At 66.6% G+C, this 23,619-nt stretch carries 33 protein-coding genes; all 33 read right to left on the reverse strand.

What is annotated here, in order from left to right; all coding sequences use genetic code 11:
• Positions 1–48: 48 nt before the first annotated feature.
• Positions 49–1,050 (reverse strand): RluA family pseudouridine synthase, encoded by a 1,002-nt coding sequence (locus OL599_RS00210; protein WP_264711571.1) that lies wholly within the window; start codon positions 1,048–1,050, stop codon positions 49–51.
• Positions 1,047–2,360, reverse strand: coding sequence for a replication-associated recombination protein A (locus OL599_RS00215; RefSeq protein ID WP_264711572.1), 1,314 nt, complete (start codon positions 2,358–2,360; stop codon positions 1,047–1,049). The genes OL599_RS00210 and OL599_RS00215 overlap by 4 nt, the downstream gene beginning before the upstream one ends.
• Positions 2,361–2,501: 141 nt before the next feature.
• Positions 2,502–2,924 (reverse strand): 50S ribosomal protein L17, encoded by a 423-nt coding sequence (gene rplQ / locus OL599_RS00220; protein ID WP_264711573.1) that lies wholly within the window; start codon positions 2,922–2,924, stop codon positions 2,502–2,504.
• Positions 2,925–3,006: 82 nt separating this feature from the next.
• Entirely contained in the window at positions 3,007–4,026 is a 1,020-nt protein-coding gene (locus tag OL599_RS00225) for a DNA-directed RNA polymerase subunit alpha (protein ID WP_264711574.1), read from the reverse strand.
• A 16-nt stretch (positions 4,027–4,042) separates the two neighbouring features.
• The gene (gene rpsK, locus OL599_RS00230) at positions 4,043–4,438 is read right to left on the reverse strand and encodes a 30S ribosomal protein S11 (RefSeq protein WP_264711575.1); all 396 of its coding nucleotides are present in this window, start codon (positions 4,436–4,438) and stop codon (positions 4,043–4,045) included.
• A gap of 111 nt (positions 4,439–4,549) precedes the next feature.
• Entirely contained in the window at positions 4,550–4,927 is a 378-nt protein-coding gene (gene rpsM, locus OL599_RS00235) for a 30S ribosomal protein S13 (protein ID WP_264711576.1), read from the reverse strand.
• 278 nt (positions 4,928–5,205) lie between these two features.
• Complete coding sequence (locus tag OL599_RS00240) at positions 5,206–5,874, reverse strand: adenylate kinase (RefSeq protein WP_264711577.1); 669 nt, start codon at positions 5,872–5,874, stop codon at positions 5,206–5,208.
• Positions 5,871–7,220, reverse strand: coding sequence for a preprotein translocase subunit SecY (secY, locus tag OL599_RS00245; protein ID WP_264711578.1), 1,350 nt, complete (start codon positions 7,218–7,220; stop codon positions 5,871–5,873). The genes OL599_RS00240 and secY overlap by 4 nt, the downstream gene beginning before the upstream one ends.
• 149 nt (positions 7,221–7,369) lie before the next feature.
• Positions 7,370–7,861, reverse strand: a complete 492-nt coding sequence (gene rplO / locus OL599_RS00250; protein ID WP_264711579.1) for a 50S ribosomal protein L15 — start codon at positions 7,859–7,861, stop codon at positions 7,370–7,372.
• A 28-nt stretch (positions 7,862–7,889) separates the two neighbouring features.
• Positions 7,890–8,081 (reverse strand): 50S ribosomal protein L30, encoded by a 192-nt coding sequence (gene rpmD / locus OL599_RS00255; RefSeq protein ID WP_264711580.1) that lies wholly within the window; start codon positions 8,079–8,081, stop codon positions 7,890–7,892.
• The gene (gene rpsE, locus OL599_RS00260; protein ID WP_264711581.1) at positions 8,074–8,652 is read right to left on the reverse strand and encodes a 30S ribosomal protein S5; all 579 of its coding nucleotides are present in this window, start codon (positions 8,650–8,652) and stop codon (positions 8,074–8,076) included. Before rpsE ends, rpmD begins: the two co-directional genes overlap by 8 nt.
• A gap of 11 nt (positions 8,653–8,663) precedes the next feature.
• Entirely contained in the window at positions 8,664–9,026 is a 363-nt protein-coding gene (rplR, locus tag OL599_RS00265; RefSeq protein WP_264711582.1) for a 50S ribosomal protein L18, read from the reverse strand.
• Complete coding sequence (gene rplF, locus OL599_RS00270) at positions 9,026–9,559, reverse strand: 50S ribosomal protein L6 (protein ID WP_264711583.1); 534 nt, start codon at positions 9,557–9,559, stop codon at positions 9,026–9,028. The genes rplR and rplF overlap by 1 nt, the downstream gene beginning before the upstream one ends.
• 13 nt (positions 9,560–9,572) lie before the next feature.
• Complete coding sequence (gene rpsH / locus OL599_RS00275) at positions 9,573–9,971, reverse strand: 30S ribosomal protein S8 (RefSeq protein ID WP_264711584.1); 399 nt, start codon at positions 9,969–9,971, stop codon at positions 9,573–9,575.
• Between the two features lie 12 nt (positions 9,972–9,983).
• The gene (gene rpsN, locus OL599_RS00280; protein WP_264711585.1) at positions 9,984–10,289 is read right to left on the reverse strand and encodes a 30S ribosomal protein S14; all 306 of its coding nucleotides are present in this window, start codon (positions 10,287–10,289) and stop codon (positions 9,984–9,986) included.
• Positions 10,290–10,368: 79 nt separating this feature from the next.
• Positions 10,369–10,911, reverse strand: coding sequence for a 50S ribosomal protein L5 (gene rplE / locus OL599_RS00285; RefSeq protein WP_264712304.1), 543 nt, complete (start codon positions 10,909–10,911; stop codon positions 10,369–10,371).
• Between the two features lie 40 nt (positions 10,912–10,951).
• On the reverse strand, positions 10,952–11,272 hold the full coding sequence (gene rplX / locus OL599_RS00290; RefSeq protein ID WP_264711586.1) for a 50S ribosomal protein L24: 321 nt from the start codon (positions 11,270–11,272) through the stop codon (positions 10,952–10,954).
• Complete coding sequence (gene rplN, locus OL599_RS00295; RefSeq protein ID WP_264711587.1) at positions 11,272–11,640, reverse strand: 50S ribosomal protein L14; 369 nt, start codon at positions 11,638–11,640, stop codon at positions 11,272–11,274. Before rplN ends, rplX begins: the two co-directional genes overlap by 1 nt.
• Before the next feature lie 10 nt (positions 11,641–11,650).
• The gene (rpsQ, locus tag OL599_RS00300) at positions 11,651–11,926 is read right to left on the reverse strand and encodes a 30S ribosomal protein S17 (RefSeq protein ID WP_264711588.1); all 276 of its coding nucleotides are present in this window, start codon (positions 11,924–11,926) and stop codon (positions 11,651–11,653) included.
• A 13-nt stretch (positions 11,927–11,939) separates the two neighbouring features.
• On the reverse strand, positions 11,940–12,146 hold the full coding sequence (gene rpmC / locus OL599_RS00305; protein WP_347403182.1) for a 50S ribosomal protein L29: 207 nt from the start codon (positions 12,144–12,146) through the stop codon (positions 11,940–11,942).
• 10 nt (positions 12,147–12,156) lie between these two features.
• Positions 12,157–12,573 carry a 50S ribosomal protein L16 gene (gene rplP / locus OL599_RS00310; RefSeq protein WP_264711590.1) on the reverse strand — a complete coding sequence of 139 codons (417 nt, stop codon included), beginning with the start codon at positions 12,571–12,573 and terminating at the stop codon, positions 12,157–12,159.
• A gap of 12 nt (positions 12,574–12,585) precedes the next feature.
• Entirely contained in the window at positions 12,586–13,263 is a 678-nt protein-coding gene (gene rpsC / locus OL599_RS00315) for a 30S ribosomal protein S3 (protein WP_264711591.1), read from the reverse strand.
• A 3-nt stretch (positions 13,264–13,266) separates the two neighbouring features.
• On the reverse strand, positions 13,267–13,677 hold the full coding sequence (gene rplV / locus OL599_RS00320) for a 50S ribosomal protein L22 (protein ID WP_264711592.1): 411 nt from the start codon (positions 13,675–13,677) through the stop codon (positions 13,267–13,269).
• A gap of 1 nt (position 13,678) precedes the next feature.
• On the reverse strand, positions 13,679–13,957 hold the full coding sequence (gene rpsS, locus OL599_RS00325) for a 30S ribosomal protein S19 (protein ID WP_264711593.1): 279 nt from the start codon (positions 13,955–13,957) through the stop codon (positions 13,679–13,681).
• Between the two features lie 4 nt (positions 13,958–13,961).
• On the reverse strand, positions 13,962–14,795 hold the full coding sequence (gene rplB, locus OL599_RS00330; RefSeq protein ID WP_264711594.1) for a 50S ribosomal protein L2: 834 nt from the start codon (positions 14,793–14,795) through the stop codon (positions 13,962–13,964).
• A gap of 16 nt (positions 14,796–14,811) precedes the next feature.
• Positions 14,812–15,159, reverse strand: coding sequence for a 50S ribosomal protein L23 (locus tag OL599_RS00335; protein WP_264711595.1), 348 nt, complete (start codon positions 15,157–15,159; stop codon positions 14,812–14,814).
• Positions 15,156–15,770: a 50S ribosomal protein L4 gene (gene rplD / locus OL599_RS00340; protein WP_264711596.1), complete on the reverse strand. Its 615-nt coding sequence runs from the start codon at positions 15,768–15,770 to the stop codon at positions 15,156–15,158. The genes OL599_RS00335 and rplD overlap by 4 nt, the downstream gene beginning before the upstream one ends.
• An 11-nt stretch (positions 15,771–15,781) precedes the next feature.
• Positions 15,782–16,477, reverse strand: coding sequence for a 50S ribosomal protein L3 (rplC, locus tag OL599_RS00345; protein ID WP_264711597.1), 696 nt, complete (start codon positions 16,475–16,477; stop codon positions 15,782–15,784).
• Positions 16,478–16,545: 68 nt separating this feature from the next.
• The gene (rpsJ, locus tag OL599_RS00350) at positions 16,546–16,854 is read right to left on the reverse strand and encodes a 30S ribosomal protein S10 (protein ID WP_007282720.1); all 309 of its coding nucleotides are present in this window, start codon (positions 16,852–16,854) and stop codon (positions 16,546–16,548) included.
• Positions 16,855–16,915: 61 nt separating this feature from the next.
• The gene (gene tuf, locus OL599_RS00355) at positions 16,916–18,103 is read right to left on the reverse strand and encodes an elongation factor Tu (RefSeq protein WP_264711598.1); all 1,188 of its coding nucleotides are present in this window, start codon (positions 18,101–18,103) and stop codon (positions 16,916–16,918) included.
• Between the two features lie 64 nt (positions 18,104–18,167).
• Positions 18,168–18,644: a 30S ribosomal protein S7 gene (rpsG, locus tag OL599_RS00360; RefSeq protein ID WP_264711599.1), complete on the reverse strand. Its 477-nt coding sequence runs from the start codon at positions 18,642–18,644 to the stop codon at positions 18,168–18,170.
• A 12-nt stretch (positions 18,645–18,656) separates the two neighbouring features.
• Complete coding sequence (gene rpsL, locus OL599_RS00365; RefSeq protein ID WP_264711600.1) at positions 18,657–19,028, reverse strand: 30S ribosomal protein S12; 372 nt, start codon at positions 19,026–19,028, stop codon at positions 18,657–18,659.
• 394 nt (positions 19,029–19,422) lie between these two features.
• The gene (gene rpoC / locus OL599_RS00370; protein WP_264711601.1) at positions 19,423–23,589 is read right to left on the reverse strand and encodes a DNA-directed RNA polymerase subunit beta'; all 4,167 of its coding nucleotides are present in this window, start codon (positions 23,587–23,589) and stop codon (positions 19,423–19,425) included.
• Positions 23,590–23,619 lie beyond the last annotated feature (30 nt).

Below are 23,619 nucleotides of genomic sequence, written 5' to 3' on the forward strand. Positions count from 1 at the left end.
TGGCGCACCGCGTCACCGGGATGGCACGTGCGCGGGTGGGATCATGCGTCATCGTCGCACCGCGGGCCGGGCCGCGGGGACAGAAAAGCCCAGCGTGCGGAAGGTTTCGGCCATGTGCGGCGGCAACTCGGCTTCCACCGTCAGGCGGCCACCGGCCGGATGCGGCAAGGAAATGCGGCGGGCATGCAGGTGCAGTTGCTCGGACAAGCCGTCCACCAGGGCGGTGTTGCGCCCCTCGCGCTCGGTGCCGTACGGCAGGTCGCCAAGGATCGGTGCGCCGATGGCGGCGCAATGCACGCGCAGCTGGTGGGTGCGCCCGGTGAGCGGACTCAGCTCCAGCCAGGCGAGCTTGCGGCCGGCATGGTCGAGGGTGCGGAAATCGGTGATGGAATGGGCGGTGTCCGTGTCGTAGGGACCGGCAACGGCGGCGCGTTCGCCGCGGAAGCCGTCGGTGCGCACCATGTCGAGCGCGATGCGGCCTTCGGGCGGCACCGGGCGGCCGACCACCACGGCCCAGTAGGTCTTCTCCACCGTGCGGCCGCGGAACGCGGCGGCGAGCTTCGCGGCCACGCCAGGGGTGCGCGCCACCACCAGCACGCCGGAGGTTTCCCGGTCCAGCCGGTGCACCAGCCGCGGCCGATGCTCCGAGCCGAAGCGCAGGCCATCGAGCATGCCGTCGAGGTGGCGGGTGATGCCAGGCCCACCCTGGGTCGGCAGGCCCTGCGGCTTGTCCAGCACGATCACATGGTCGTCGCGGTACAGGACCATGCGCTCCAGGTCTTTCTGTTCGCGTGGGTCCAGCGCCTGCACCGGTTTGGCCACGGCGGCGGTGGTGGGCAGCGGTGGAATGCGGACGGCCTGACCGGGCAGCAGGCGTGTGGCCGCGTCGGCGCGCTTGCCGTCCACGCGCACCTGGCCGGTGCGGCACAGCTTCTGGATCGCCCCTTGCGTGATCGCGGGGAAATGCCGGCGGAACCAGCGGTCCAGGCGGATATCGGCCTCGTCGTCGGTCACTTTGCGCAGGCTGACCGGATGCGTCGTGACGCTCATGCGCCTCTCTCCTCGCGCAGCTTCGCCCAATACGCCAGGCGCTTGGCGATCTCGCGTTCGAACCCCCGCTCGCGCGGGCGGTAGAAGGCCTGCCGGTCCATCCCTTCCGGGAAGTAGTTCTGGCCGGAGAAGCCATCCTCGGCTTCGTGGTCGTAGGCATAGCCGGCGCCGTAGCCGAGCTGCTTCATCAGCTTGGTCGGCGCGTTCAGGATATGCGCCGGCGGCATCAGGCTGCCGGTGGACCGGGCCGCCCGCTGCGCGTCGCCGATCGCCGTGTACAGAGCGTTGGATTTGGGTGCGGTGCCGAGATAGACAACCGCCTGGGCGATCGCCAGCTCGCCTTCCGGGCTGCCGAGGCGCTCATACGCCTCCCACGCCGCCAGTGCCTGCGGCAGCGCCTGCGGATCGGCCATGCCGACATCCTCGGACGCGAAACGAACCAGGCGGCGGGCGATGTAGCGCGGATCCTCGCCGCCCACGAGCATGCGGGCATACCAATACAGCGCCGCGTCGGCATCCGACCCCCGCAGCGCCTTGTGCAGCGCGGAGATCAGGTTGTAGTGCTCCTCGCGGTCCTTGTCGTAGAGCGCCGCCCGCCTTGCCAAAAGCTCGGCCAGGCCCGCGGCCTCCAACGGCGCCGTATCCTCCGGCAAGGCGAAAAGCTGCTCGGCCATGTTCAGCAGGTAGCGGCCGTCGCCGTCAGCCATGGCGCGCAGGCTGGCGCGGGCGTCGTCCTGCAGCGGCAGCTTGCGGCCGAATTCGGCCTCGGCACGCACCAGCAGCAACTCCAGCGCCGCGTCGTCGAGCCGGCGCAGCACCAGCACCTGGCAGCGCGACAGCAGCGCGCCGTTGAGGGCGAAGGACGGATTCTCGGTGGTGGCCCCCACCAGCACGATGGTCCCATCCTCCACCACCGGCAGGAAGCCGTCCTGCTGGGCCCGGTTGAAGCGGTGGATCTCGTCGACGAACAGCAACGTGCCCTGGCCGGCGCGGCGGCGTTTCTGCGCCTCCTCGAAAGCGCGCTTCAGGTCGGCGACACCGGAAAACACGGCGGAGAGCTGAACGAAATGCAGCCCGGCGCGATCGGCCAGCAGGCGGGCGATGGTCGTCTTGCCGACCCCTGGCGGGCCCCACAGGATGAGCGAGGCCAGCGAGCCACGGTCGAGCATGCGGGTCAGCGTACCGGCCGAGCCCGCCAGATGATCCTGGCCCACGATCTCGGCGAGCGTGCGCGGCCGCAGCCGGTCGGCCAAAGGCTTGGGCGTGGCGGCGGCAAACAGTTCGTCGGCCGCCGAAGGGGCACGCGCCATGGCGTCAGCCCCCTGCTCCCGGGAGAATTGCGACATCTCGGAACATCACGGTCGGTGCCGGTCCCATGGCCCAAAAACATAAGACCGGCCCAAGGACCGGTCCATGCTCAGCACGTCGAGGCGCGTGACGAAGCGGGCGCTTCACTCGCTCTCGGAATCCGTGGCGACTTCGGGCTTCGGGCCGCTGTCCTGCCCCTTGGCGGATGGGTCGCGGTCCACCAGTTCGATCACCGCCATGCTGGCGGCATCGCCGTAGCGCGTGCCGGCCTTGAGCACGCGGGTATAGCCACCCTTGCGGTCCTTGTAGCGATCGGCCAGGGCGCCGAACAGCTTCGCCACGATCACGTCGTCGCGGAGCTCGGCATAGGCTTGGCGGCGGGCATGCAGGCCGCCCCGCTTGCCCAACGTGATCAGCTTCTCCGCCACCGGGCGCAATTCCTTGGCCTTGGGCAGCGTGGTGGTGATCTGCTCGTGCTTGATCAGCGCGTGCGCCATGTTGCGGAACATGGCGAAGCGGTGGCTGGTGGTTACGCCGAGCTTCCGCCCGGCAACTCCGTGACGCATCGTCTAGACTCCTCTCGCGCCGCGGCGCGGCAACCCAAAGTGGCGCCGCCGCGCGGCGACGCAAAGCCGGCGAGGCCGGCGATCAGAACGGCTCTTCGAGCCGCTTCGCCAGATCCTCGACATTCTCAGGCGGCCAGCCGGACACGGTCATGCCGAGCGACAGGCCCATGGAGGCGAGCACCTCCTTGATCTCGTTCAGCGACTTGCGGCCGAAATTCGGCGTCCGCAGCATCTCCTGCTCGCTCTTCTGAACGAGGTCGCCGATATAGACGATGTTGTCGTTCTTCAGGCAGTTGGCGCTGCGGACCGACAGCTCCAGCTCGTCCACCTTGCGCAGCAGGTTGCGGTTGAACGGCAGGTCGTCCTGCGGCTCCTCCGGGCGGACCTGCTGCGGCTCGTCGAAGTTGATGAACAGCTGCAGCTGGTCCTGCAGGATGCGGGCGGCCAGGGCCACCGCATCCTCAGGCGACACCGCGCCGTTGGTCTCGACCGCCAGCAGCAGCTTGTCGTAGTCGGTCACCTGGCCCACGCGGGTCGGCTCGACCTTGTACGACACGCGGCGCACCGGCGAGTAGATGGCGTCGACCGGGATCAGGCCGATGGGCGCATCTTCGGGGCGGTTGGCGGACGCGGGCACGTAGCCCTTGCCCATGTTCACCGTGAACTCCATGCCCAGCTTCACGCCCTCGTCGAGCGTGCAGATCACCAGGTCGGGGTTCATCACCTCGATGTCGTGGCCGGCCTGGATCTGGCCGGCACGCACTTCGCCAGGGCCGGTGGCCGTCAGCACCATGCGCTTCGGGCCGTCGCCGTGCATGCGCAGCGCCAGCTGCTTGACGTTCAGCACGATGTCGGTCACGTCCTCACGGACGCCGGGAATGCTGCTGAACTCATGCAGGACGCCGTCGATCTGCACGGCGGTCACGGCAGCACCTTGCAGCGACGACAGCAGGATGCGGCGGATGGCATTGCCAAGCGTCATGCCAAAGCCACGCTCCAGCGGCTCGGCGATGACCGTGGCGGTGCGGGACGGATCGGACCCCGGCTCGACTTCGAGCTTCTCGGGCTTGATCAGGGACTGCCAGTTCTTCTGTAAGACCACACTCAGCCTCATGTGATCACACGCGCCGCCGCTTGCGCGGGCGGCATCCATTATGGGGAACGGGGGTCATGTCGCGGATCGTGGTGATGTTGAAGCCCACGGCCTGCAGCGCGCGCAGCGCGCTCTCCCGCCCGGACCCCGGCCCACTCACCTCGATCTCCAGCGTCTCCATGCCGTGCTCGCGGGCCTTCTTGCCGGCGTCTTCGGCGGCGACCTGGGCGGCATAGGGCGTGGACTTGCGGCTGCCCTTGAAGCCCTGGCTGCCGGCCGACGACCAGGCAATGGCATTGCCCTGCGCGTCGGTGATGGTGATCATGGTGTTATTGAACGTCGCGGCGACATGGGCAACGCCGGACGTGATGTTCTTGCGCTCCTTTTTGCGGGGGCGCGAGGAGGCGGCGGGCTTCGCCATGGAATACGGTCCTGTCCAACAATGCGCCACAGCCGGCAACGGCCGCGACGGAGTTCAAGAAAGACGGAGGCGGCGGGGCGCCGGTTCGCGAAGAAAACGCGCCCCCGCGCCTTACTTCGTCACCTTCTTCTTCCCGGCGATCGCAACGGCCTTGCCCTTGCGGGTACGGGCATTGGTGTGGGTGCGCTGGCCGCGGACCGGCAGGCCACGGCGATGGCGCAGGCCGCGATAGCAGCCGAGATCCATCAGCCGCTTGATGTTCATCGCAACTTCACGCCGCAGGTCGCCTTCGACCCGGTAGTCACGATCGATCAGCTCGCGGAGCTTCAGCACCTCCTCGTCGGAGAGCTGGTTCACCCGGCGGTCATCGGGAATGGCGAGCATGGAGCAGATCTCCTGCGCCTTCGCCGGGCCGATGCCAAAGATGTAGCGGAGACTGATCGTCACCCGCTTGTTGGTCGGGATATTCACGCCGGCAATACGCGCCACGCCCATTCACTCCTTCAATACCAGGATCGCCCCTGGTCCGCCCGACACCCGCATCCGTTGGACTGAGGCACCCGGCCCTCTGATCGCCCGCGATTCCGTGTGGAATCCTTGAGGCTTCGGGAAAACTGCATGACGGCGGCCCCCTCAGGGGGGTCGCCGAGGGCGCGCACTATAGGCCGGGATTTCCGGGAGTCAACGCGATCATATCAACTCTCGGTGATCCCGAAACGGTTAAGAGGCAGCTATGCACCAGACGCCGTACCCACCGGAAATCATGCTCAAGCCACTGACCGCTTCCGAAGCCCGTCCAGAAGGGTAACGAGCTGGCGCGTGACCTCGTCGATATCGGCCATCCCGTCCACGGTCCGCAGCCGTCCCTGCGCTGCATAGTACGGCAGGATCGGGGCGGTCTGCTTGTGGTACGCCTCCAGCCGCGCCGCCACGGTGTCGCGATTGTCGTCGGCTCGGCGCGAGAATTCGGTGCTGCCGCAGATGTCGCAGACGCCGGGCGCCTTGGTCGGGTGGAACTGGTCGTGATAGCCGGCGCCGCATGCGGCGCAGGTGAAGCGGCCGGCGATGCGCTCGACCAGGGCCGCGTCATCGACCCTCAACTCGATGACCACATCCAGCTCAAGATGCTTTTCGGCCAGCAACCGGTCCAGCGCCTGGGCCTGCGGCACCGTGCGGGGGAAGCCGTCGAGGATGAAGCCGCGGGCACAATCCTGCTTCGCGATCCGGTTGCCGAGCATGCGAATCAGGATGTCGTCGGACACCAGTTGGCCGGCCTCCATGACCGCCTTCGCCTCGCGCCCGATCTCGCTGCCTGCCGCAACCTCGGCGCGCAGCATGTCGCCGGTCGAGATCTGGACGACGCCGTAGCGATCCTGAAGCCGCTTCGCCTGAGTCCCTTTTCCCGCGCCCGGCGGTCCAAGCAGAATGAGATTCAACGACCCCTCCCCTTCACGCGCGCCTTCTTGATCAGTCCTTCGTACTGATGCGCGAGAAGATGAGACTGGATTTGGGTAACCGTGTCCATGGTGACCGAAACGATGATCATCAGGCTGGTGCCGCCGAAATAGAACGGCACGCCGTAATGGCTGATCAGCACTTCCGGCAACAGGCAGACCAAGGCCACATAGATGGCGCCCACGGTCGTCAGCCGGGTCAGGACATAGTCGAAATATTCGGCGGTGGCGTTGCCGGGACGGATTCCCGGGATGAAGCCGCCGTATTTCTTCAGGTTATCGGCGGTCTCCTGCGGGTTGAACACGACCGCGGTGTAGAAGTAGCTGAAGAATATGATCATGGCCGCGTAGGACAGCAGGTACAGCGGCTGCCCATGGGCAAGCGCGTTGCCGATGATGCCGAGTATGCCGGTGTCGCCGCCGGGGCCCGCGAAGCCGGAGACGGTCGCTGGAATCAGCAGGAGGGAACTCGCGAAGATCGGCGGAATCACGCCGGGCGTGTTGAGCTTCAGCGGCATGTGCGTGGAGTCGCCGCCGAACATGCGCTGGCCCACCTGGCGCTTCGGATACTGCACCACGATGCGCCGCTGCGCCCGCTCGATGAAGACGATGAAGGCGATCACGGCCACCGCGATCACCATGAAGACCACGATGAACACGGGGCTCAGCGCGCCGGTGCGGCCCAGCTCAAGCAGGGTCGCCAACGCCCCCGGCAAGTTGGCGACAATGCCCGCGAAGATGATCAGGCTGGTGCCGTTGCCGATGCCGCGCGCCGTTATCTGCTCGCCCAGCCACATCAGGAACAGCGTGCCGCCAACCAGTGACACCACGCAGGACACGGTGAAGAATACGTGGTCCGAGATGATCACCGCCGGGCCAAACGTGCCGTGCATGCTCAGCAAGCCGATCGAGATGCCATAGGCCTGGAACATGGCGATGACCACGGTCAGGTAGCGCGTGTACTGGTTCAGCCGTTTGCGCCCGCTCTCGCCCTCCTTCTTCAGGGCCTCGAGCGAGGGAATGGCGGCGGACATCAGCTGAATGATGATGCTGGCGCTGATGTACGGCATGATGTTCAGCGCGAAGACGGTCATGCGCCCCAGCGCGCCGCCGCTGAACATGTCGAACATGCCCAGGATGCCGCCGCCGTGCTGCTGCAGCATCTCGCCCATCACCGACGCATCGACGCCCGGCACCGGGATGTAGGTGCCGATACGATAGACCAGCAGCGCCCCCAACGTGAACCAGATGCGCTTCTTGAGCTCGGTCGCCTTCGAGAGCACGCCGAGATTCAGGTTCGCCGCAAGCTGTTCCGCTGCCGAGGCCATATTGCTATCCCTAAGTCGCGCAATGACGCGCGGGGTCATCTAACACAAACGGCGCCGACGGGGATCCCGAGGGCGCCGCTTGGCACTTCATACTCTGCCGCCCCATTGGACGAAAGCGCCCTGGGAGGCAGCGTGTCGGCGAGAGCGTGTCAGGCTTTGGGCGCGGCCTCGGCACGCGCCGCCACCGTGGTTGTCACGGTGCCGCCGGCCTGCTGGACCGCCGCGATCGCCGCCGCGGACGCGCCGGAGACCGTGATGGTGACCGCACGGCTCAGCTCGCCCATGGCCAGCAGCCGCACGCCGGACACCTTGCCGCCGCGCACCAGCCCGGCCGCACGCAGCGTGTCCTCGGTGATCGGCTGGGCGGCGTCGATACGGCCGGCTTCGATCGCCTTCGCCAGGGCGCCCAGGTTCACCGGGGCGTATTCCTTGCGGAAGAGATTCGTGAAGCCCCGCTTCGGCAGCCGCCGATAGATCGGCAGCTGGCCGCCTTCGAAGCCGTTCAGGGCCACGCCCTCACGCGCCTTCTGGCCCTTCACGCCCTTGCCGGAGGTCTTGCCCTTGCCCGAGCCGATGCCACGGCCGAGGCGCTTGGACTTCAGGCGCGAGCCGGCATTGTCGCGCAGATCGTTCAGCTTCATCGAACTTCCCCTCTGTCCCGACCGCCGGTCAGGACAGTTCCTCCACCTTCACCAGATGGGCCACCTTGCGGATCATGCCGCGCACCGAAGGGGTGTCCTCCAGCTCGCGCGTGCGACGGATCTTGTTCAGGCCGAGCCCGATCAGCGTCGCCTGTTGGCCGGGCTTGCGTCCCAGCCCGGAGGCCACCTGCGTGACGCGAACCTTCTTACCCTCAGGCATCAGCCCCCTCCTGCGCCGCCGGCGCGTCGCGCTTGCCCAGCAGGTCGGAGACCTTCTTGCCACGCCGTGCCGCAACCGAACGCGGGCTGGCGCAGCGCTGCAGGGCGTCGAACGTCGCCTTCACCATGTTGTGCGGGTTGCGGCTGCCGAGGCTCTTGGCCACGACGTCGCCGATTCCCAGCGTCTCGAACACCGCGCGCATCGGGCCGCCGGCGATGATGCCGGTGCCCGCCGTGGCGCTGCGCAGCACCACATGGCCGGCGCCGAAATTGCCCTCCACATCGTGGTGCAGGGTACGGCCTTCCTTCATCGGCACCCGGATCATCGCCCGTTTGGCGCGATCGGTGGCCTTGCGGATCGCCTCCGGCACCTCGCGCGCCTTGCCGGCGCCGTAGCCGACGCGGCCCTTCTGGTCGCCGACCACCACCAGGGCGGCGAAGGCGAAACGACGGCCGCCCTTCACCACCTTGGCCACGCGGTTGATCGTGACCAGCTTGTCGATCAGATCGTCGCCGCCATCACGGTCGCGATCGCGACCGCCGCGGCCGCCTTCCCTCGGTTCACGTGCCATGCTGCTTCCCCTCAGAAGGCCAGGCCGCCCTCTCGGGCGGCGTCAGCCAGCGCCTTGACGCGGCCGTGATACAGATACGACCCGCGGTCGAACACGACCTGGGTCACGCCGACGGCGACCGCCCGCTCCGCCACCAGCTTGCCGACGGCCGTCGCCGCATCCTTGTCGGCGCCGGTCTTCAACGCCTCGCGCAGAGCGCGGTCGAGGCTGGAAGCGGCGGCGAGGGTGCGGCCCTGCGCGTCGTCGATGACCTGGGCGTAGATGTGCTTGCCGGAACGGAACACGGACAGGCGCGGACGTCCCGCGGCCTTCCGCCGCAGCTGGAAGCGCAGGCGGGTACGCCGGCGCTGCTGCAGATCCTTGCTCTCGCTCATTACTTCTTCTTGCCTTCCTTGCGGCGGATCGCTTCGCCCTCGAACTTCACGCCCTTGCCCTTGTAGGGCTCAGGCGGACGCCAAGCGCGGATCTCGGCGCAGACCTGCCCGACCAGCCGCTTGTCCACACCCTCGATCTTGATCGAGGTCGGCTTCTCACACGTCACCTTGATCCCCGCGGGGATCGGGTAGACCACGTCATGCGAGAACCCGAGGTTGATCACCAGGTTGCTGCCCTGCACCGCGGCGCGATAGCCGGTGCCGGTGATCTCCATGGTCTTCGCATAGCCGGTGGAGACGCCCTTCACCATGTTGGCGACCAGCGCCCGCGTGGTGCCCCACATCATCCGGGCGGGCGCGGAGTTGCCACGCGGAGCGACGGCGACCTTGTTGCCTTCGACCTTCGTGTCCACCTGGCCCGTCAGCATCAGAGACAGTTCGCCGAGCTTGCCCTTGACGGTCAGCTTGTCGCCGGCCAGGGCGACCTGCACGCCGGCCGGGATCTCGATGGGATATTTGCCTACGCGCGACATCCTGTGGCTCTCCTCAGAACACGCGGCAAAGGACTTCGCCGCCAACATTGGCGGCGCGGGCCTCGGCATCGCTCAGCACGCCGCGCGGCGTCGAGAGAATGGAGATACCGAGGCCGGCATAGACCCGCGGCAGTTCCTTGATCTTCGAGTACACCCGGCGGCCCGGCTTGGACACGCGGGTGATCTCCTTGATCACCGGTTCACCCTCGTTGTACTTCAGCTCGATACGCAACTGGCTGATGCCGGGTTTCACTTCCTCGGCCGAGAAGCCGCGGATGAAGCCCTCGCGCTTCAGCGCATCCAGCACGTTCGCCCGCAACTTCGAGGCCGGCGCCACGCAATTGGCGTGACGTGAACGCTGCGCGTTGCGGATACGTGTGAGCATATCGCCCAGGGGATCTGACATAGACATGTGTGTGCCCCCTTACCAGCTCGACTTGACCATGCCCGGGATCTGTCCCGAGCTGGCGAGATCGCGCAGCGCGATACGGCACAGCTTGAACTTCCGGTAGTTCGCCCGGGCACGCCCCGTCAACTCGCAGCGCAGGCGCACGCGCACCTTCGCCCCGTTGCGCGGCAGTTGCGCAAGCTTCATCGTCGCGTCGAAACGATCCTCGACCGGGAGCGTGCGATCCATCACGATCGCCTTCAGCGCCGCGCGCTTGCCCTTGTCGCGCACCGCCATGCGTTCCCGCTTTGCGTTACGGTTGACCGCCGAAGTCTTGGCCATCCTGTCTCACCCTCCGGAACCTGCCGGCGTCAACCGGCGGTTTTCCAAACCAAATACGCCAAAAGGCGCGTTAAGCTGATTAGCTAGCGAACGGAATATCGAACTGCTTCAGCAGCGCCTTCGCCTCGGCATCGTTCCTCGCGGTGGTCACGAAAACGATGTCCATGCCACGGATCGCGTCCACCTTGTCGTAGACGATTTCCGGGAAGATGATCTGCTCCTTCAGACCCATGGCGAAGTTGCCGCGGCCGTCGAAGCCCTTGTTGCTCGGGATGCCGCGGAAATCACGCACGCGCGGCAGCGCGATCGTCACCAGGCGGTCCAGGAACTCGTACATCCGGGACTTGCGCAGCGTCACCTTGCAGCCGATCGGCAGACCCTTGCGGATCTTGAAGCCGGCGATCGCCTTCTTGGCCACCGTCTTCACCGGCTTCTGGCCGCTGATCAGGGTCAGTTCGGCCACAGCGGCGTCGAGCTTCTTCTGGTCGCCGGCGGCTTCGCCCACGCCCATATTGATGACGATCTTCTCGAGCTTGGGCACCTGCATCGGGTTCGTGTAGCCGAACTCCTTCTGCAGCGCGGCCCGCACTTCCTCGAGATAGCGCTTGTGCATGCGAGGCATCTCGCGTGCCTCCATCTGCGTCTCGCTCACCGTGATCTCCTCAGCTCTCGACCACGTTGCCGGTGGCCTTGGCCACGCGAACCTTGCGGCCGTCCTCCAGCACGCGGAAACCCACGCGGGTCGGCTTGTCGGTCTTCGGATCCACCAGCATCAGGTTGGACAGGTGGATGGTCGCCTCGACCTCCACGATGCCGCCGGGCTGGGCCATGCCGCGCGGCTTGGTGTGCCGCTTGGCCACGTTCACGCCCTGCACCACCGCGCGGTCGTCCTTCGGATGCACGCGCAGCACTTCGCCGCGCTTGCCGCGATCGGTGCCGCTGATGACGACGACCGTGTCGCCCTTACGAATGCGCGCAGCCATTACAGCACCTCCGGCGCGAGGCTGATGATCTTCATGAACTTCTTCGCACGCAGCTCACGCACCACCGGGCCGAAGATGCGGGTGCCGATCGGCTCCTGCTGCTTGTTGATCAGCACGGCCGCGTTGCGGTCGAAGCGGATCGCGCTGCCATCGGGCCGACGAACCGGGAAGCTGGTGCGAACGATCACCGCCTGGTGCACGTCGCCCTTCTTCACCTTGCCGCGGGGAATCGCGTCCTTCACGGACACGACGATGACATCGCCGACCGAGGCGGTCTTCCGCTTGGAGCCGCCCAGCACCTTGATGCACTGCACCCGACGCGCGCCAGAATTGTCAGCGACATCCAGGTTGGTCTCGACTGAAATCATCTAAACCTCCTCAGCCCTGCGCCGCGGCGGCTTCGGCCGCAACGAGCGGCTGCCCGTTGCGCTCGACGACCATCCACGTCTTGCGCTTGCTGATCGGCCGGCATTCCTCGATACGCACGGTGTCGCCGACCTTGCACAGGTTGGCTTCGTCGTGCGCCGCGTAGTTCTTCGACCGGCGAATGAACTTCTTGTACAACGGATGCATCACGCGGCGATCGACAAGCACCGTCACGGTCTTGTCCATCTTGTCGCTGGTCACCCGCCCCGTCAGGACGCGCCTCGGCATCGCCCTACTCCCTTCAGGACTTCGTGGCGGAGCGTGTCTGCTCCGCCATAATGGTCTTTACCCGCGCAATGTCGCGGCGCACCTGGCGCACACGGCCCACGCCCTCGGTCTGCCCGGTCGCACGCTGAAAGCGCAGGTTGAACTGCTCCTTGCGCAGGTCCAGCAGCATCGTCGACAGCTCGTCCGCCGTCTTGGCCCGCACGTCGGCCGCCTTCGTCACCTTCGCCATCTCACGCGTCTCCGATGCGGGTGATGAACTTGGTCTTGATCGGCAGCTTGGCGGCGCCCAGCGTGAGCGCTTCTTTCGCCAGCTCCGGCGCGACGCCGTCGATCTCGAACATGATCCGCCCGGGCTTCACCCGGCACACCCAGTATTCCGGGCTGCCCTTGCCCGATCCCATGCGAACCTCAGCCGGCTTGATCGACACCGGGACGTCGGGGAAGATGCGGATCCACACCCGGCCGGCGCGCTTCATGGCGCGGGTGATGGCGCGGCGAGCGGCCTCGATCTGCCGAGCGGTCACCCGCTCGGGTTCCATCGCCTTCAGGCCGAACGTGCCGAAGTTCAGCGCGGTGCCGCCTTTGGCGACGCCGTGGATCCGGCCCTTGTGGGCCTTGCGGTATTTCGTGCGCTTGGGGGAGAGCATTGCCTTCTGTCCTTAGCGCTGCGGCGCCTGCTCGGCGGCGCGGCGATCCTGTGCCAGCGGGTCATGCGCCAGGATCTCACCCTTGAAGATCCAGACCTTCACGCCGCAGGTGCCATACGTCGTCTTCGCAGTGGCCATGCCAAAATCGATGTCCGCGCGCAGGGTATGCAGGGGCACGCGCCCCTCGCGGTACCACTCCACGCGGGCGATCTCCGCGCCACCCAGGCGGCCGCCGCAATTGATGCGGATGCCCTGCGCGCCCAGGCGCATCGCCGACTGCACGGCGCGCTTCATGGCACGACGGAAGGCCACCCGGCGCTCCAGCTGCTGGGCGATGTTCTCGGCCACCAGGGTCGCGTCGATCTCGGGCTTGCGGATCTCGACGATGTTCAGCGCCACCTCGGACCGGGCCATCTTGCCCAGATCCTTGCGCAGGTTCTCGATATCCTGGCCCTTCTTGCCGATCACCACGCCGGGGCGCGCCGCATAGATCGTCACGCGCGGCTTCTTGGCCGGACGCTCGATCACCACGCGCGACACGCCGGCGCCCGACAGCTTCTTGCGCAGATGCGCACGCAGCTTCAGGTCGTCATGCAGCAGCTTGGAGTAGTCGCTGGCAGCGAACCAGCGGCTGTCCCAGGTGCGGTTGATACCGAGCCGCAGCCCGATCGGATTGACTTTGTGACCCATCGGTTATGCGGCCTCCTGCGCCGTCTCGGCGGGCGCAGCTTCCTGCGTCCGCTCGGCCACCACGATCTTCAGATGGCTGAACCATTTTTCCACGCGGGCCGCGCGACCGCGGCCGCGCGCATGGAACCGGCGCATCACCACCGACTTGCCCACCTCGGCGCGGGAGACGACCAGGCGGTCGACATCCAGCTGGTGGTTGTTCTCGGCATTGGCGATCGCGCTCTCCAGCACCTTCTTCACGTCCTGGGCGATGCGGCGCTTGCTGAAGGTCAGCGTCGCCACCGCGTCCGCGGCGGAACGGTTGCGGATCAGGCCCGCCACCAGGTTGAGCTTGCGCGGCGAGACCCGGATGTTGCGCAGGACCGCCTGCGCTTCCGTCTCTGCCAGGCTGCGTTCGTGCTTCGGCTTGCTCATCTCAGCCCCGCTTCGCCTTCTTGTCGGCCGAGTGGCCGGTGAAGGTGCGCGTCGGCGAAAACTCGCCGAACTTGTGCCCCACCATGTTCTCGGTCACCTGCACCGGCAGGAACTTGTGGCCGTTGTACACGCCGAACGTCAGCCCGACGAACTGCGGCAGGATGGTCGAGCGACGCGTCCAGATCTTGATGATCTCGTTGCGACCGGACGACCGGGAAGCTTCGGCCTTGTTGAGCAGGTACCCGTCAACGAACGGGCCCTTCCATACGGAACGAGCCATTGCGTCAGCCCTTACCCTTGTTGCGGCGACGGATGATCAACCGATCCGTCCGCTTGTTCACGCGTGTCTTGTAACCCTTGGTCGGCTTGCCCCACGGGGTGACCGGGTGGCGGCCGCCGGAGGTGCGGCCTTCGCCGCCGCCGTGCGGATGGTCGACCGGGTTCATCACCACGCCGCGGTTATGCGGCTTGCGGCCCAGCCAGCGCGAGCGGCCGGCCTTGCCGATATGCACGTTGGCGTTGTCCGGATTGGACACCGCGCCGATCGTCGCCATGCATTCGCCGCGCACGATGCGCAGCTCGCCGGACATCAGCTTGATCTGCGCATAGCCGGCATCCTTGCCGACCAGCTGGGCATACTGTCCGGCCGCACGGGCGATCTTGCCGCCGGCGCCCGGCTTCATCTCCACATTGTGCACGATCGTGCCAACGGGGATCGCGGCGAGCGGCATGGCGTTGCCCGGCTTTATGTCGGCGCGCTGGGAAGCCACCACGGCGTCGCCGGCGCGCAGGCGCTGCGGCGCCAGGATATAGGCCAGCTCGCCATCCCGGTACTTCACCAGGGCGATGAAGGCGGTGCGGTTCGGGTCGTATTCCAGCCGCTCCACCACGCCCGGCACATCGAACTTGCGCCGCTTGAAGTCGACGACGCGATAGGTCTGCTTGTGGCCACCGCCGCGGAAGCGGCTGGTGATGCGGCCGTGGTTGTTGCGCCCGCCCGAGGAGTGCTTGCCCTCGGTGAGGCCCTTGACCGGCTTGCCCTTCCACAACTCGCTGCGGTCCACCAGGATGGTGCCGCGCAGGCTCGCCGTGACCGGATTGAAATGCTTCAGTGCCATCGGTGCTCTTCCCGCGTCACGCCAGGCCGGTCGACAGGTCGATGGTCTGACCCTCGGCAAGCTTGACATACGCCTTCTTGACGTCGGAACGCTGGCCCGGACGACCCTTGAAGCGCTTCGTCTTGCCCTTCGTCACCAGCGTGTTCACGTCCATGACCTTCACGCCGAACAGGCCCTCGACCGCGGCCTTGATCTCCGGCTTCGTGGCATCGATGGCGACGCGAAAGACCGTCTGGCCCTTCTCGCTCAGCATCGTCGCTTTCTCGGTGATCACCGGGCTGCGAATGATGTTGTACATCGCCTCGCGCGAAAGCTGCGGCTTGCGCTTCTTGCCGCCTGCCTTGTTCGCCACTGCTTCGCTCATGCCAGGCGCTCCTTCAGGCCTTCGAGACCGGCGGTGGTGATCGCCAGCACGTCATGGGCCAGGATGTCATAGACATTGGCCCCCACCGTCGGCAGGACGTTAAGGCCGATGATGTTGCGGCTGGCGCGCAGGAAGCCTTCGTCCACGGCACGGTCGACGATCAGCGCCGACGACCAGCCGAGGACCTTCAGCTTCGCCACCAGGTCTTTCGTCTTCGTGGCGCCCGCGGCGGCGTCCAGCACCACCAGCTTGCCTTCCGCCTGCTTCTGCGACAGCGCGGAAATTAGGCCGAGGCGGCGCACCTTCTTCGGCAGGTCGTAGCCGTGGTCGCGAACCACCGGGCCATGCACCACGCCGCCCTTACGGAACTGCGGTGCGCGCAGGCTGCCCTGGCGGGCGTTGCCGGTGCCCTTCTGCTTGTATGGCTTCTTCGTGGTGCCCTGCACCTCGCTCATGCCCTTTACCTTGTGGGTGCCGGCACGACGCTTGGCCTGCTGCCAGTGCACGACGCGGGCCATGATGTCGGCACGCGGGGCGATGGCGAAGATCTCGTCAGGCAGCTCGGCCGTGCCGGCGCTGCCGTTGTCGAGGGTCTTGATCTCGATCTGCATGTTCCTTGCCCTCAACCCTGCGCCGCGCCGGCGGCAGCCATCAGAGCCGCGGGGTACGGCGCGTCGGCCGGACGCGCGACCTTGACGGCGTCGCGCACCAGCACCCAGCCGCCCTTGGCGCCCGGGACGGCGCCCTTCACCATCAGCAGCCCCTTCTCGGAGTCGACCGCGGCGATCTCCAGGTTCAGGGTGGTCACCCGCTCCTGACCGAGATGGCCAGCCATCTTCTTGTTCTTGAAGGTCTTGCCGGGATCCTGGCGGTTACCGGTCGAGCCGTGCGAGCGGTGGCTGACCGACACGCCGTGGGTGGCCTCAAGGCCCGCGAAGTTCCAGCGCTTCATCGCGCCGGCGAACCCCTTGCCCTTGGTGGTGCCGCAGACGTCGACCTTCTGCCCGACCACGAAATGCGCGGCGGACAACGTGGCGCCCGGCTCCAGCAGCGCGTCCGCGTCCACGCGGAACTCGGCGAGCCGCGCCTTCGGCTCCACCTTCGCCTTCGCGAAATGGCCCTTGTTAGGCTTGGAGACGTTCTTCACCTTGGCCGTGCCCCAGCCGAGCTGAACGGCGCTGTAGCCGTCCTTCTCCTCGGTACGCGCAGCAACCACCTGCACCTGATCCAGGTGCAGCACGGTGACGGGAACATGGGTCCCGTCGTCCTTGAACAGCCGGGTCATGCCCAGCTTCTTCGCCAGCAATCCAGTACGCATTGCACTTTCCCCAGAGGGACCCCCCATCCCGGATGGGATGGAGGCGGGTCCTTAGGCCAATAAAAAACTTACAGCTTGATCTCGACGTCCACGCCGGCCGCGAGATCGAGCTTCATCAGCGCGTCCACGGTTTGCGGAGTGGGCTCGACGATATCCAGCAGGCGCCGGTGAGTCCGGATCTCGAACTGCTCCCGGCTCTTCTTGTCGACATGCGGCGAACGGTTCACGGTGAAGCGCTCGATATGCGTCGGCAACGGGATCGGCCCGCGTACCCGCGCGCCCGTGCGCTTGGCCGTGTTCACGATCTCCTTCGTGCTGTTGTCCAGCACGCGATGATCGTACGCCTTCAGGCGGATGCGGATATTCTGGTTGTCCATCTCTCAGTCTTCCAGGCTCCCCACCCTCGCGGGCGGGGACGCCGATCCTTCAATTGCAGCCTCAGGCGACGATCTTGGCGACCACGCCGGCGCCGACGGTCCGGCCACCCTCGCGGATGGCGAAGCGCAGGCCCTCGTCCATGGCGATCGGCGCGATCAGCGTCACGTCCATCGACACGTTGTCGCCCGGCATCACCATCTCGGTGCCTTCCGGCAGCGTCACGATGCCGGTCACGTCGGTGGTGCGGAAATAGAACTGCGGGCGGTAGTTGGTGAAGAACGGCGTGTGGCGGCCACCCTCTTCCTTCGTCAGGATGTAGCTCTCGGCCTTGAACTTCGTGTGCGGGGTGATCGTGCCCGGCTTGGCCAGAACCTGGCCGCGCTCCACGTCCTCGCGCTTGGTACCGCGCAGCAGCGCGCCGATGTTGTCGCCGGCCTGGCCCTGGTCGAGCAGCTTGCGGAACATCTCGACGCCCGTGACGATGGTCTTCACGGTGTCCTTCAGGCCGACGATCTCGACTTCCTCGCCGACGCGGATGATGCCGCGCTCGACACGGCCGGTCACCACGGTGCCACGCCCGGAGATCGAGAACACGTCCTCGACCGGCATCAGGAACGGCAGGTCCACGGCGCGCTCCGGCTGCGGGATGTAGGCGTCCACCGCTTCCATCAGCTTCAGCACCGCCTGCTCGCCCAGCTCCGGCTGGCGGTCTTCCAGCGCGCAGGTCGCCGAGCCCTTGATGATCGGGACCTCGTCGCCGGGGAACTGGTAGCTGCTCAGCAGCTCGCGAACCTCGAGCTCGACCAGCTCGAGCAGGTCGGGATCGGCGATGTCGCACTTGTTCAGGAACACCACGAGCGCGGGCACGCCCACCTGGCGGGCCAGCAGGATGTGCTCGCGGGTCTGCGGCATCGGGCCGTCGGCGGCGGACACGACCAGGATCGCGCCGTCCATCTGCGCGGCGCCGGTGATCATGTTCTTCACATAGTCGGCGTGGCCCGGGCAGTCGACATGCGCGTAGTGGCGCTTCGCGGTCTCATACTCCACATGCGACGTGGAGATCGTGATGCCACGGGCGCGCTCTTCCGGAGCCCGGTCGATCTGGTCATATGCGGTGAAGGTCGCACCGCCGGCCTTCGCCAGCACCTTCGTGATCGCTGCCGTCAGCGACGTCTTGCCATGGTCCACATGGCCGATCGTGCCGATGTTGCAATGCGGCTTGTTCCGCTCGAATTTCGCCTTGGCCATCGTCGTGTCTCCGTGCCCGCTCTACGATCCGGGGTGGGGGTGCAAGTCTTGTTGAGTGAAGATCCTACCAGCGGTAGTGGCTGAAGGCCTTGTTGGCCTCGGCCATCCGGTGGGTGTCTTCACGCTTCTTCACCGCCGAGCCGCGATTGTTCACCGCGTCCAGCAGTTCGTTCGAAAGCCGGTCTTCCATCGTGTGCTCGCCGCGCTTGCGCGCGGCATCGATGATCCACCGGATCGCCAGCGCCTGGCGACGCTCCGTGCGCACTTCGACGGGCACCTGGTAGGTGGCGCCGCCAACCCGGCGGGAGCGGACCTCGACGGCCGGCTTCACGTTGTCCAGCGCCTCGTGGAACATGCGCACGGGATCGGCCTGGTTGCCGCCCCGCTTCTTGAGCACGTCCAGGGCCCCGTAAACGATGCCCTCGGCGGCGGACTTCTTGCCGTCGTACATCAGCGCGTTCATGAAACGGCTGATCACGACGTCACCGAACTTCGCGTCCGGCAGGATCTCGCGCTTGACTGCGCGGCGACGGCGGCTCATCGCGCTCTCCTCTTACTTCGGACGCTTCGCGCCATACAGCGACCGGCGCTGACGACGCTTGGCGATGCCCTGGGTGTCCAGCACGCCGCGGATGATGTGATAGCGCACGCCCGGCAAGTCCTTCACGCGCCCGCCGCGGATCAGCACCACGCTATGCTCCTGCAGGTTGTGGCCTTCGCCGGGGATGTAGCTCACCACTTCGTAGCCATTGGTCAGGCGCACCTTGGCGACCTTGCGAAGCGCCGAGTTCGGCTTCTTCGGCGTGGTCGTGTAGACGCGCGTGCAGACGCCGCGCTTCTGCGGGCATCCTTCGAGCGCCGGGACCTTGTTGCGCTTGGCCGCGGGCTCGCGCCCATTGGCGATCAGCTGGTTGATGGTCGGCATAGACCCTCTTTCGATCCTATTGGCAAAGCCAAAACCTTGTGGCCGAACGCCGCACGGGTGACCGCCTTCCACAAGCAAGCCCCGCAGCCGGTGGGACATCCCACCCTGCGGGGTTCGACCCTGCCTGCGGCCTGGGCGCCCCGGCTCGTTTGGGGTGCGGCGCCGCACGCTCTGGTGCCTGCAAACGACAGCCGCCCGAGCTAGAGTGGGGGTCGGCCGAGGGCGCGGAACCTACGGGCAGGGGGGAGCCGAGTCAAGCGTTGGCGAGGCGTGAATGCCTTAAAAGATGAAGGCCGGCGATGCACCCATCGCCGGCCTTCCATGACCCGGGCGCGTGACTGCGCCGCGTCCGCGAATCCCGCACCCGGCACGGCCGGGTACGGCCCGATAACCCCTACTCGGCCGCGATGTCGCGCCCGGTAATGGCCGGCGTTTCCTGCCGCAGGCCGCGCTGCTGGTCGCGCCCGGCGGCGATCGACCGCAGCTTGTTCATCACGCTGCCCGTGCCCGCCGGGATCAGGCGGCCCACGATCACGTTCTCCTTCAGGCCGATCAGGTTATCCACCTTGCCGGCCGTGGCCGCCTCGGTGAGCACCCGGGTGGTCTCCTGGAACGACGCAGCGCTGATGAAGCTATGCGTCTGCAGGCTGGCCTTGGTGATGCCCTGCAGCACCGGCATGCCGACCGCCGGGCGCTCGCCCTCGGCCGTCCGCTTGGCGTTCTCCTGCTGGAACTCCATGCGGTCCACCTGCTCGCCGGTCAGGTAGGTGGTGTCGCCCGGATCGGTGATCTCGATCTTCTGCAGCATCTGGCGAACGATCACCTCGATGTGCTTGTCGTTGATCTTCACGCCCTGCAGCCGGTAGACGTCCTGGATCTCGTTGACCAGGTAGTCCGACAGCGCCTCGACGCCCAGCACCTTCAGGATGTCGTGCGGCACGCGCGGCCCGTCGACCAGCGGGTCGCCCCGGCGGACGAAGTCGCCCTCCTGCACCGACACGTGCTTGCCCTTCGGCACCAGGTACTCGGTCTCCTCGCCGGTCTCGTCGTTCTTCACGATGACGCGGCGCTTGGCCTTGTAGTCCTTGCCGAACTCCACGCGCCCATCGATCTCGGCGATGATGGCGTGGTCCTTCGGGCGCCGTGCCTCGAACAGCTCGGCCACGCGCGGCAGACCGCCGGTGATGTCGCGGGTCTTGCTGCCCTCGCGCGGGATGCGCGCCAGCACGTCGCCCGCCGCCACCTCGGCGCCGTTCTCGATCGACAGGATCGAGTCCGGCGACAGGAAGTAGCGTGCGTCCGTGTTGTTCGGCAGACGGACCACCTCGCCCTTGGCGTCCTTGAGCTGCAGGCGCGGCCGCAGATCCACCCCGCGGGCGTTCTGCTTGTAGTCCACCACCACCTTCGACGTCAGGCCCGTCACCTCGTCCATCCGCTCGACCAGCGTCACGCCTTCGAGCAGGTCGAGATATTCCACCCGGCCGTGGCTCTCGGTGATGATCGGCAGGGTGTATGGATCCCACTCCGCCAGCTTCTGGCCACGGGCGACCGTCGCCCCATCGTCCACCAGCAGGCGGGCGCCGTAGGGCACGCGGAAGCGCGCGCGCTCGCGGCCCTTGTCGTCGCTCAGCACCACTTCGCAGTTGCGGCTCATCACCACGGGCACGCTGGAGCTGTTGATGACGACGTTACGGTTCTTGATCACCACCACGCCGTCGTGGCTTGCTTCGACGCTGCTCTGCTCGGCACCGCGCTGGGCCGCACCGCCGATATGGAAGGTGCGCATGGTCAGCTGCGTGCCGGGCTCGCCGATCGACTGGGCGGCGATTACGCCCACCGCCTCGCCGACATTCACCGGCGTGCCACGCGCGAGATCACGGCCGTAGCAATGCGCGCAGACCCCGATCTTCGCCTCGCAGGTCAGCACCGAGCGGATCTTCACCGCCTCGACCCCGGCCTTCTCGATGCGCTCGGCGTGCTCCTCCTCGATCAGCGTGTTGTTCGCGACCAGCACCTCGTTGGTGACGGGATCGACGATATCCTCGGCCGTGGTGCGGCCCAGCGTGCGCTCGGACAGGCTGGAAACCACCTCGCCGCCATCCATCACCGGCTTCACGGTCAGGCCGCGCTCGGTGCCACAATCCACCTCGACGATGATGCAGTCCTGCGCCACGTCCACCAGGCGCCGTGTGAGGTAGCCCGAGTTCGCCGTCTTCAACGCCGTGTCCGCGAGACCCTTGCGGGCACCGTGGGTAGAGTTGAAATACTCAAGGACGGACAAGCCCTCCTTGAAGTTGGCGATGATCGGCTGCTCGATGATCTCGCCCGACGGCTTGGCCATCAGGCCGCGCATGCCGGCCAGCTGGCGCATCTGCGCCGGCGACCCACGCGCGCCGGAGTGGCTCATCATCCACACCGAGTTGGTGGGATGACCGATCTCCTGGCGCGAGATCTCCTTCATCATCGCGCCGGCCACCTCGTCGGTGCAGCGCGACCAGGCGTCCACCACCTTGTTGTAGCGCTCGCCGGCGGTGATCAGGCCGTCCTGGTACTGCTGCTCGAACTCCTTCACCTCGGCCTGGGTCTTGGCGATCATCCCCCGCTTCTCGGCGGGGATGATCATGTCGTCCTTGCCGAAGCTGATGCCCGCCTTCGCCGCCTGGCCGAAACCCAGGCCCATCAGGCGGTCGGCGAAGATCACGCATTCCTTCTGGCCGCAATGGCGATAGACCGCGTCGATCACGTCCGACACGTTCTTCTTGGTCAGCTGCCGGTTGATCAGGCTGAACGGGATCAACGGGCTCTTGGGCAGCACCTGGGCGATCAGCATGCGCCCGGCGGTGGTGATCACCGTCTGCACCAGCTTCTTGCCCTCGGCGTCCACTGTCTCGTAACGGGCGCGGATCTTGTCGTGCAGCTTGATCACGCGGGCATGCAGGGCATGCTCGATCTCGCCGATGGTCGCGAAGGCCGAGGCCCTGGCGTCATCGGTCGCGCGGAACTCCGGCGTTTCCAGCGACAGATAGTAGATGCCCAGCACGATGTCCTGACTGGGCACGATGATCGGCTTGCCGTTGGCCGGGCTGAGGATGTTGTTGGTCGACATCATCAGCACGCGGGCTTCCAGCTGCGCCTCAAGGCTCAGCGGCACGTGCACGGCCATCTGGTCGCCGTCGAAGTCCGCGTTGAAGGCGGTGCAGACCAGCGGGTGCAGCTGGATCGCCTTGCCCTCGATCAGCACCGGCTCGAACGCCTGGATGCCCAGGCGGTGCAGCGTCGGCGCGCGGTTCAGCATGACTGGGTGTTCGCGGATCACCTCTTCGAGGATGTCCCACACCTCCGGCCGTTCCTTCTCCACCATCCGCTTCGCGGCCTTGATGGTGGTGGCGTGGCCGTATTTCTCCAGCTTGCTGTAGATGAACGGCTTGAACAGCTCGAGCGCCATCTTCTTCGGCAGCCCGCACTGATGCAGCTTCAACTCCGGGCCCACCACGATGACCGAGCGGCCCGAGTAGTCCACGCGCTTGCCCAGCAGGTTCTGGCGGAACCGGCCCTGCTTGCCCTTCAGCATGTCGGACAGCGACTTCAACGGCCGCTTGTTGGCCCCCGTGATGGCGCGGCCGCGCCGCCCGTTGTCGAACAGCGCATCGACCGATTCCTGCAGCATGCGCTTCTCGTTGCGCACGATGATGTCCGGCGCGCGCAGCTCGATCAGCCGCTTCAGGCGGTTGTTGCGGTTGATGACACGGCGGTACAGATCGTTCAGGTCCGAGGTCGCAAACCGGCCGCCGTCCAGCGGCACCAACGGGCGCAGCTCGGGCGGGATCACCGGCACGACGTCCAGGATCATCCATTCCGGCTTGGCGCCGGACTCCGAGAACGCCTCGATCAGCTTCAGGCGCTTCACCAGCTTCTTGCGCTTGGCCTCGCTGGTGGTCTCCTTCAGGTCGGCGCGCAGCTTCACCTTCTCGGCGTCGGCGTCGATGCCGTTCAGGATGCCCTTGATCGCCTCGGCGCCGATGCCGGCACGGAAGGCGTCATCGCCGAACTCGTCCTGCTTGGACAGCAGCTGGTCTTCGGTCAGCAACTGATGCAGCTTGAGGTCGGTCAGGCCGGGCTCGAGAACCACATAGCTCTCGAAATACAGGATCTTCTCCAGCTCCTTCAGCGTCAGGTCGACCATCAGGCCGATCCGGCTGGGCAGCGACTTCAGGAACCAGATATGGGCGACGGGGCTGGCGAGCTCGATATGGCCCATGCGCTCGCGCCGCACCTTGGCCAGCGTGACCTCGACGCCGCACTTCTCGCAGATGATGCCACGGAACTTCATCCGCTTGTACTTGCCGCACAGGCACTCGTAGTCCTTGATCGGGCCGAAGATGCGGGCGCAGAACAGCCCGTCCCGCTCCGGCTTGAAGGTGCGGTAGTTGATCGTCTCGGGCTTCTTGATCTCGCCGTAGGACCAGCTGCGGATCTGCTCCGGGCTGGCCATCTGGATCTTGATCTGGTCGAAGGTCATGGACTGGCCGGTCTGGCCCAGGATCTTCATCAGCTCATTCATGCTGTCACCCCTTGGCGGGCCGGGGGAAAA

Origin of the sequence: Limobrevibacterium gyesilva (assembly GCF_025989185.1) — a bacterium.
Lineage (GTDB): Bacteria > Pseudomonadota > Alphaproteobacteria > Acetobacterales > Acetobacteraceae > Limobrevibacterium > Limobrevibacterium gyesilva.

Excerpts from the sequence above, each read along its gene's own strand:
- OL599_RS00210 (WP_264711571.1), bottom strand. The coding sequence starts at position 1,050 with ATGAGCGTCACGACGCATCCGGTCAGCCTGCGCAAAGTGACCGACGAC.
- OL599_RS00215 (WP_264711572.1), bottom strand. The coding sequence starts at position 2,360 with ATGGCGCGTGCCCCTTCGGCGGCCGACGAACTGTTTGCCGCCGCCACG.
- rplQ (WP_264711573.1), bottom strand. The coding sequence starts at position 2,924 with ATGCGTCACGGAGTTGCCGGGCGGAAGCTCGGCGTAACCACCAGCCAC.
- rpsK (WP_264711575.1), bottom strand. The coding sequence starts at position 4,438 with ATGGCGAAGCCCGCCGCCTCCTCGCGCCCCCGCAAAAAGGAGCGCAAG.
- secY (WP_264711578.1), bottom strand. The coding sequence starts at position 7,220 with ATGGCCTCGGCAGCGGAACAGCTTGCGGCGAACCTGAATCTCGGCGTG.
- rplO (WP_264711579.1), bottom strand. The coding sequence starts at position 7,861 with ATGAAGCTGAACGATCTGCGCGACAATGCCGGCTCGCGCCTGAAGTCC.
- rpmD (WP_264711580.1), bottom strand. The coding sequence starts at position 8,081 with ATGCCTGAGGGTAAGAAGGTTCGCGTCACGCAGGTGGCCTCCGGGCTG.
- rpsE (WP_264711581.1), bottom strand. The coding sequence starts at position 8,652 with ATGGCACGTGAACCGAGGGAAGGCGGCCGCGGCGGTCGCGATCGCGAC.
- rplR (WP_264711582.1), bottom strand. The coding sequence starts at position 9,026 with ATGAGCGAGAGCAAGGATCTGCAGCAGCGCCGGCGTACCCGCCTGCGC.
- rplF (WP_264711583.1), bottom strand. The coding sequence starts at position 9,559 with ATGTCGCGCGTAGGCAAATATCCCATCGAGATCCCGGCCGGCGTGCAG.
- rpsH (WP_264711584.1), bottom strand. The coding sequence starts at position 9,971 with ATGTCTATGTCAGATCCCCTGGGCGATATGCTCACACGTATCCGCAAC.
- rpsN (WP_264711585.1), bottom strand. The coding sequence starts at position 10,289 with ATGGCCAAGACTTCGGCGGTCAACCGTAACGCAAAGCGGGAACGCATG.
- rplE (WP_264712304.1), bottom strand. The coding sequence starts at position 10,911 with ATGCCTCGCATGCACAAGCGCTATCTCGAGGAAGTGCGGGCCGCGCTG.
- rplX (WP_264711586.1), bottom strand. The coding sequence starts at position 11,272 with ATGGCTGCGCGCATTCGTAAGGGCGACACGGTCGTCGTCATCAGCGGC.
- rplN (WP_264711587.1), bottom strand. The coding sequence starts at position 11,640 with ATGATTTCAGTCGAGACCAACCTGGATGTCGCTGACAATTCTGGCGCG.
- rpsQ (WP_264711588.1), bottom strand. The coding sequence starts at position 11,926 with ATGCCGAGGCGCGTCCTGACGGGGCGGGTGACCAGCGACAAGATGGAC.
- rplP (WP_264711590.1), bottom strand. The coding sequence starts at position 12,573 with ATGCTCTCCCCCAAGCGCACGAAATACCGCAAGGCCCACAAGGGCCGG.
- rpsC (WP_264711591.1), bottom strand. The coding sequence starts at position 13,263 with ATGGGTCACAAAGTCAATCCGATCGGGCTGCGGCTCGGTATCAACCGC.
- rplV (WP_264711592.1), bottom strand. The coding sequence starts at position 13,677 with ATGAGCAAGCCGAAGCACGAACGCAGCCTGGCAGAGACGGAAGCGCAG.
- rpsS (WP_264711593.1), bottom strand. The coding sequence starts at position 13,957 with ATGGCTCGTTCCGTATGGAAGGGCCCGTTCGTTGACGGGTACCTGCTC.
- rplB (WP_264711594.1), bottom strand. The coding sequence starts at position 14,795 with ATGGCACTGAAGCATTTCAATCCGGTCACGGCGAGCCTGCGCGGCACC.
- OL599_RS00335 (WP_264711595.1), bottom strand. The coding sequence starts at position 15,159 with ATGAGCGAAGCAGTGGCGAACAAGGCAGGCGGCAAGAAGCGCAAGCCG.
- rplD (WP_264711596.1), bottom strand. The coding sequence starts at position 15,770 with ATGCAGATCGAGATCAAGACCCTCGACAACGGCAGCGCCGGCACGGCC.
- rplC (WP_264711597.1), bottom strand. The coding sequence starts at position 16,477 with ATGCGTACTGGATTGCTGGCGAAGAAGCTGGGCATGACCCGGCTGTTC.
- rpsJ (WP_007282720.1), bottom strand. The coding sequence starts at position 16,854 with ATGGACAACCAGAATATCCGCATCCGCCTGAAGGCGTACGATCATCGC.
- tuf (WP_264711598.1), bottom strand. The coding sequence starts at position 18,103 with ATGGCCAAGGCGAAATTCGAGCGGAACAAGCCGCATTGCAACATCGGC.
- rpsG (WP_264711599.1), bottom strand. The coding sequence starts at position 18,644 with ATGAGCCGCCGTCGCCGCGCAGTCAAGCGCGAGATCCTGCCGGACGCG.
- rpsL (WP_264711600.1), bottom strand. The coding sequence starts at position 19,028 with ATGCCGACCATCAACCAGCTGATCGCCAATGGGCGCGAGCCCGCGGCC.
- rpoC (WP_264711601.1), bottom strand. The coding sequence starts at position 23,589 with ATGAATGAGCTGATGAAGATCCTGGGCCAGACCGGCCAGTCCATGACC.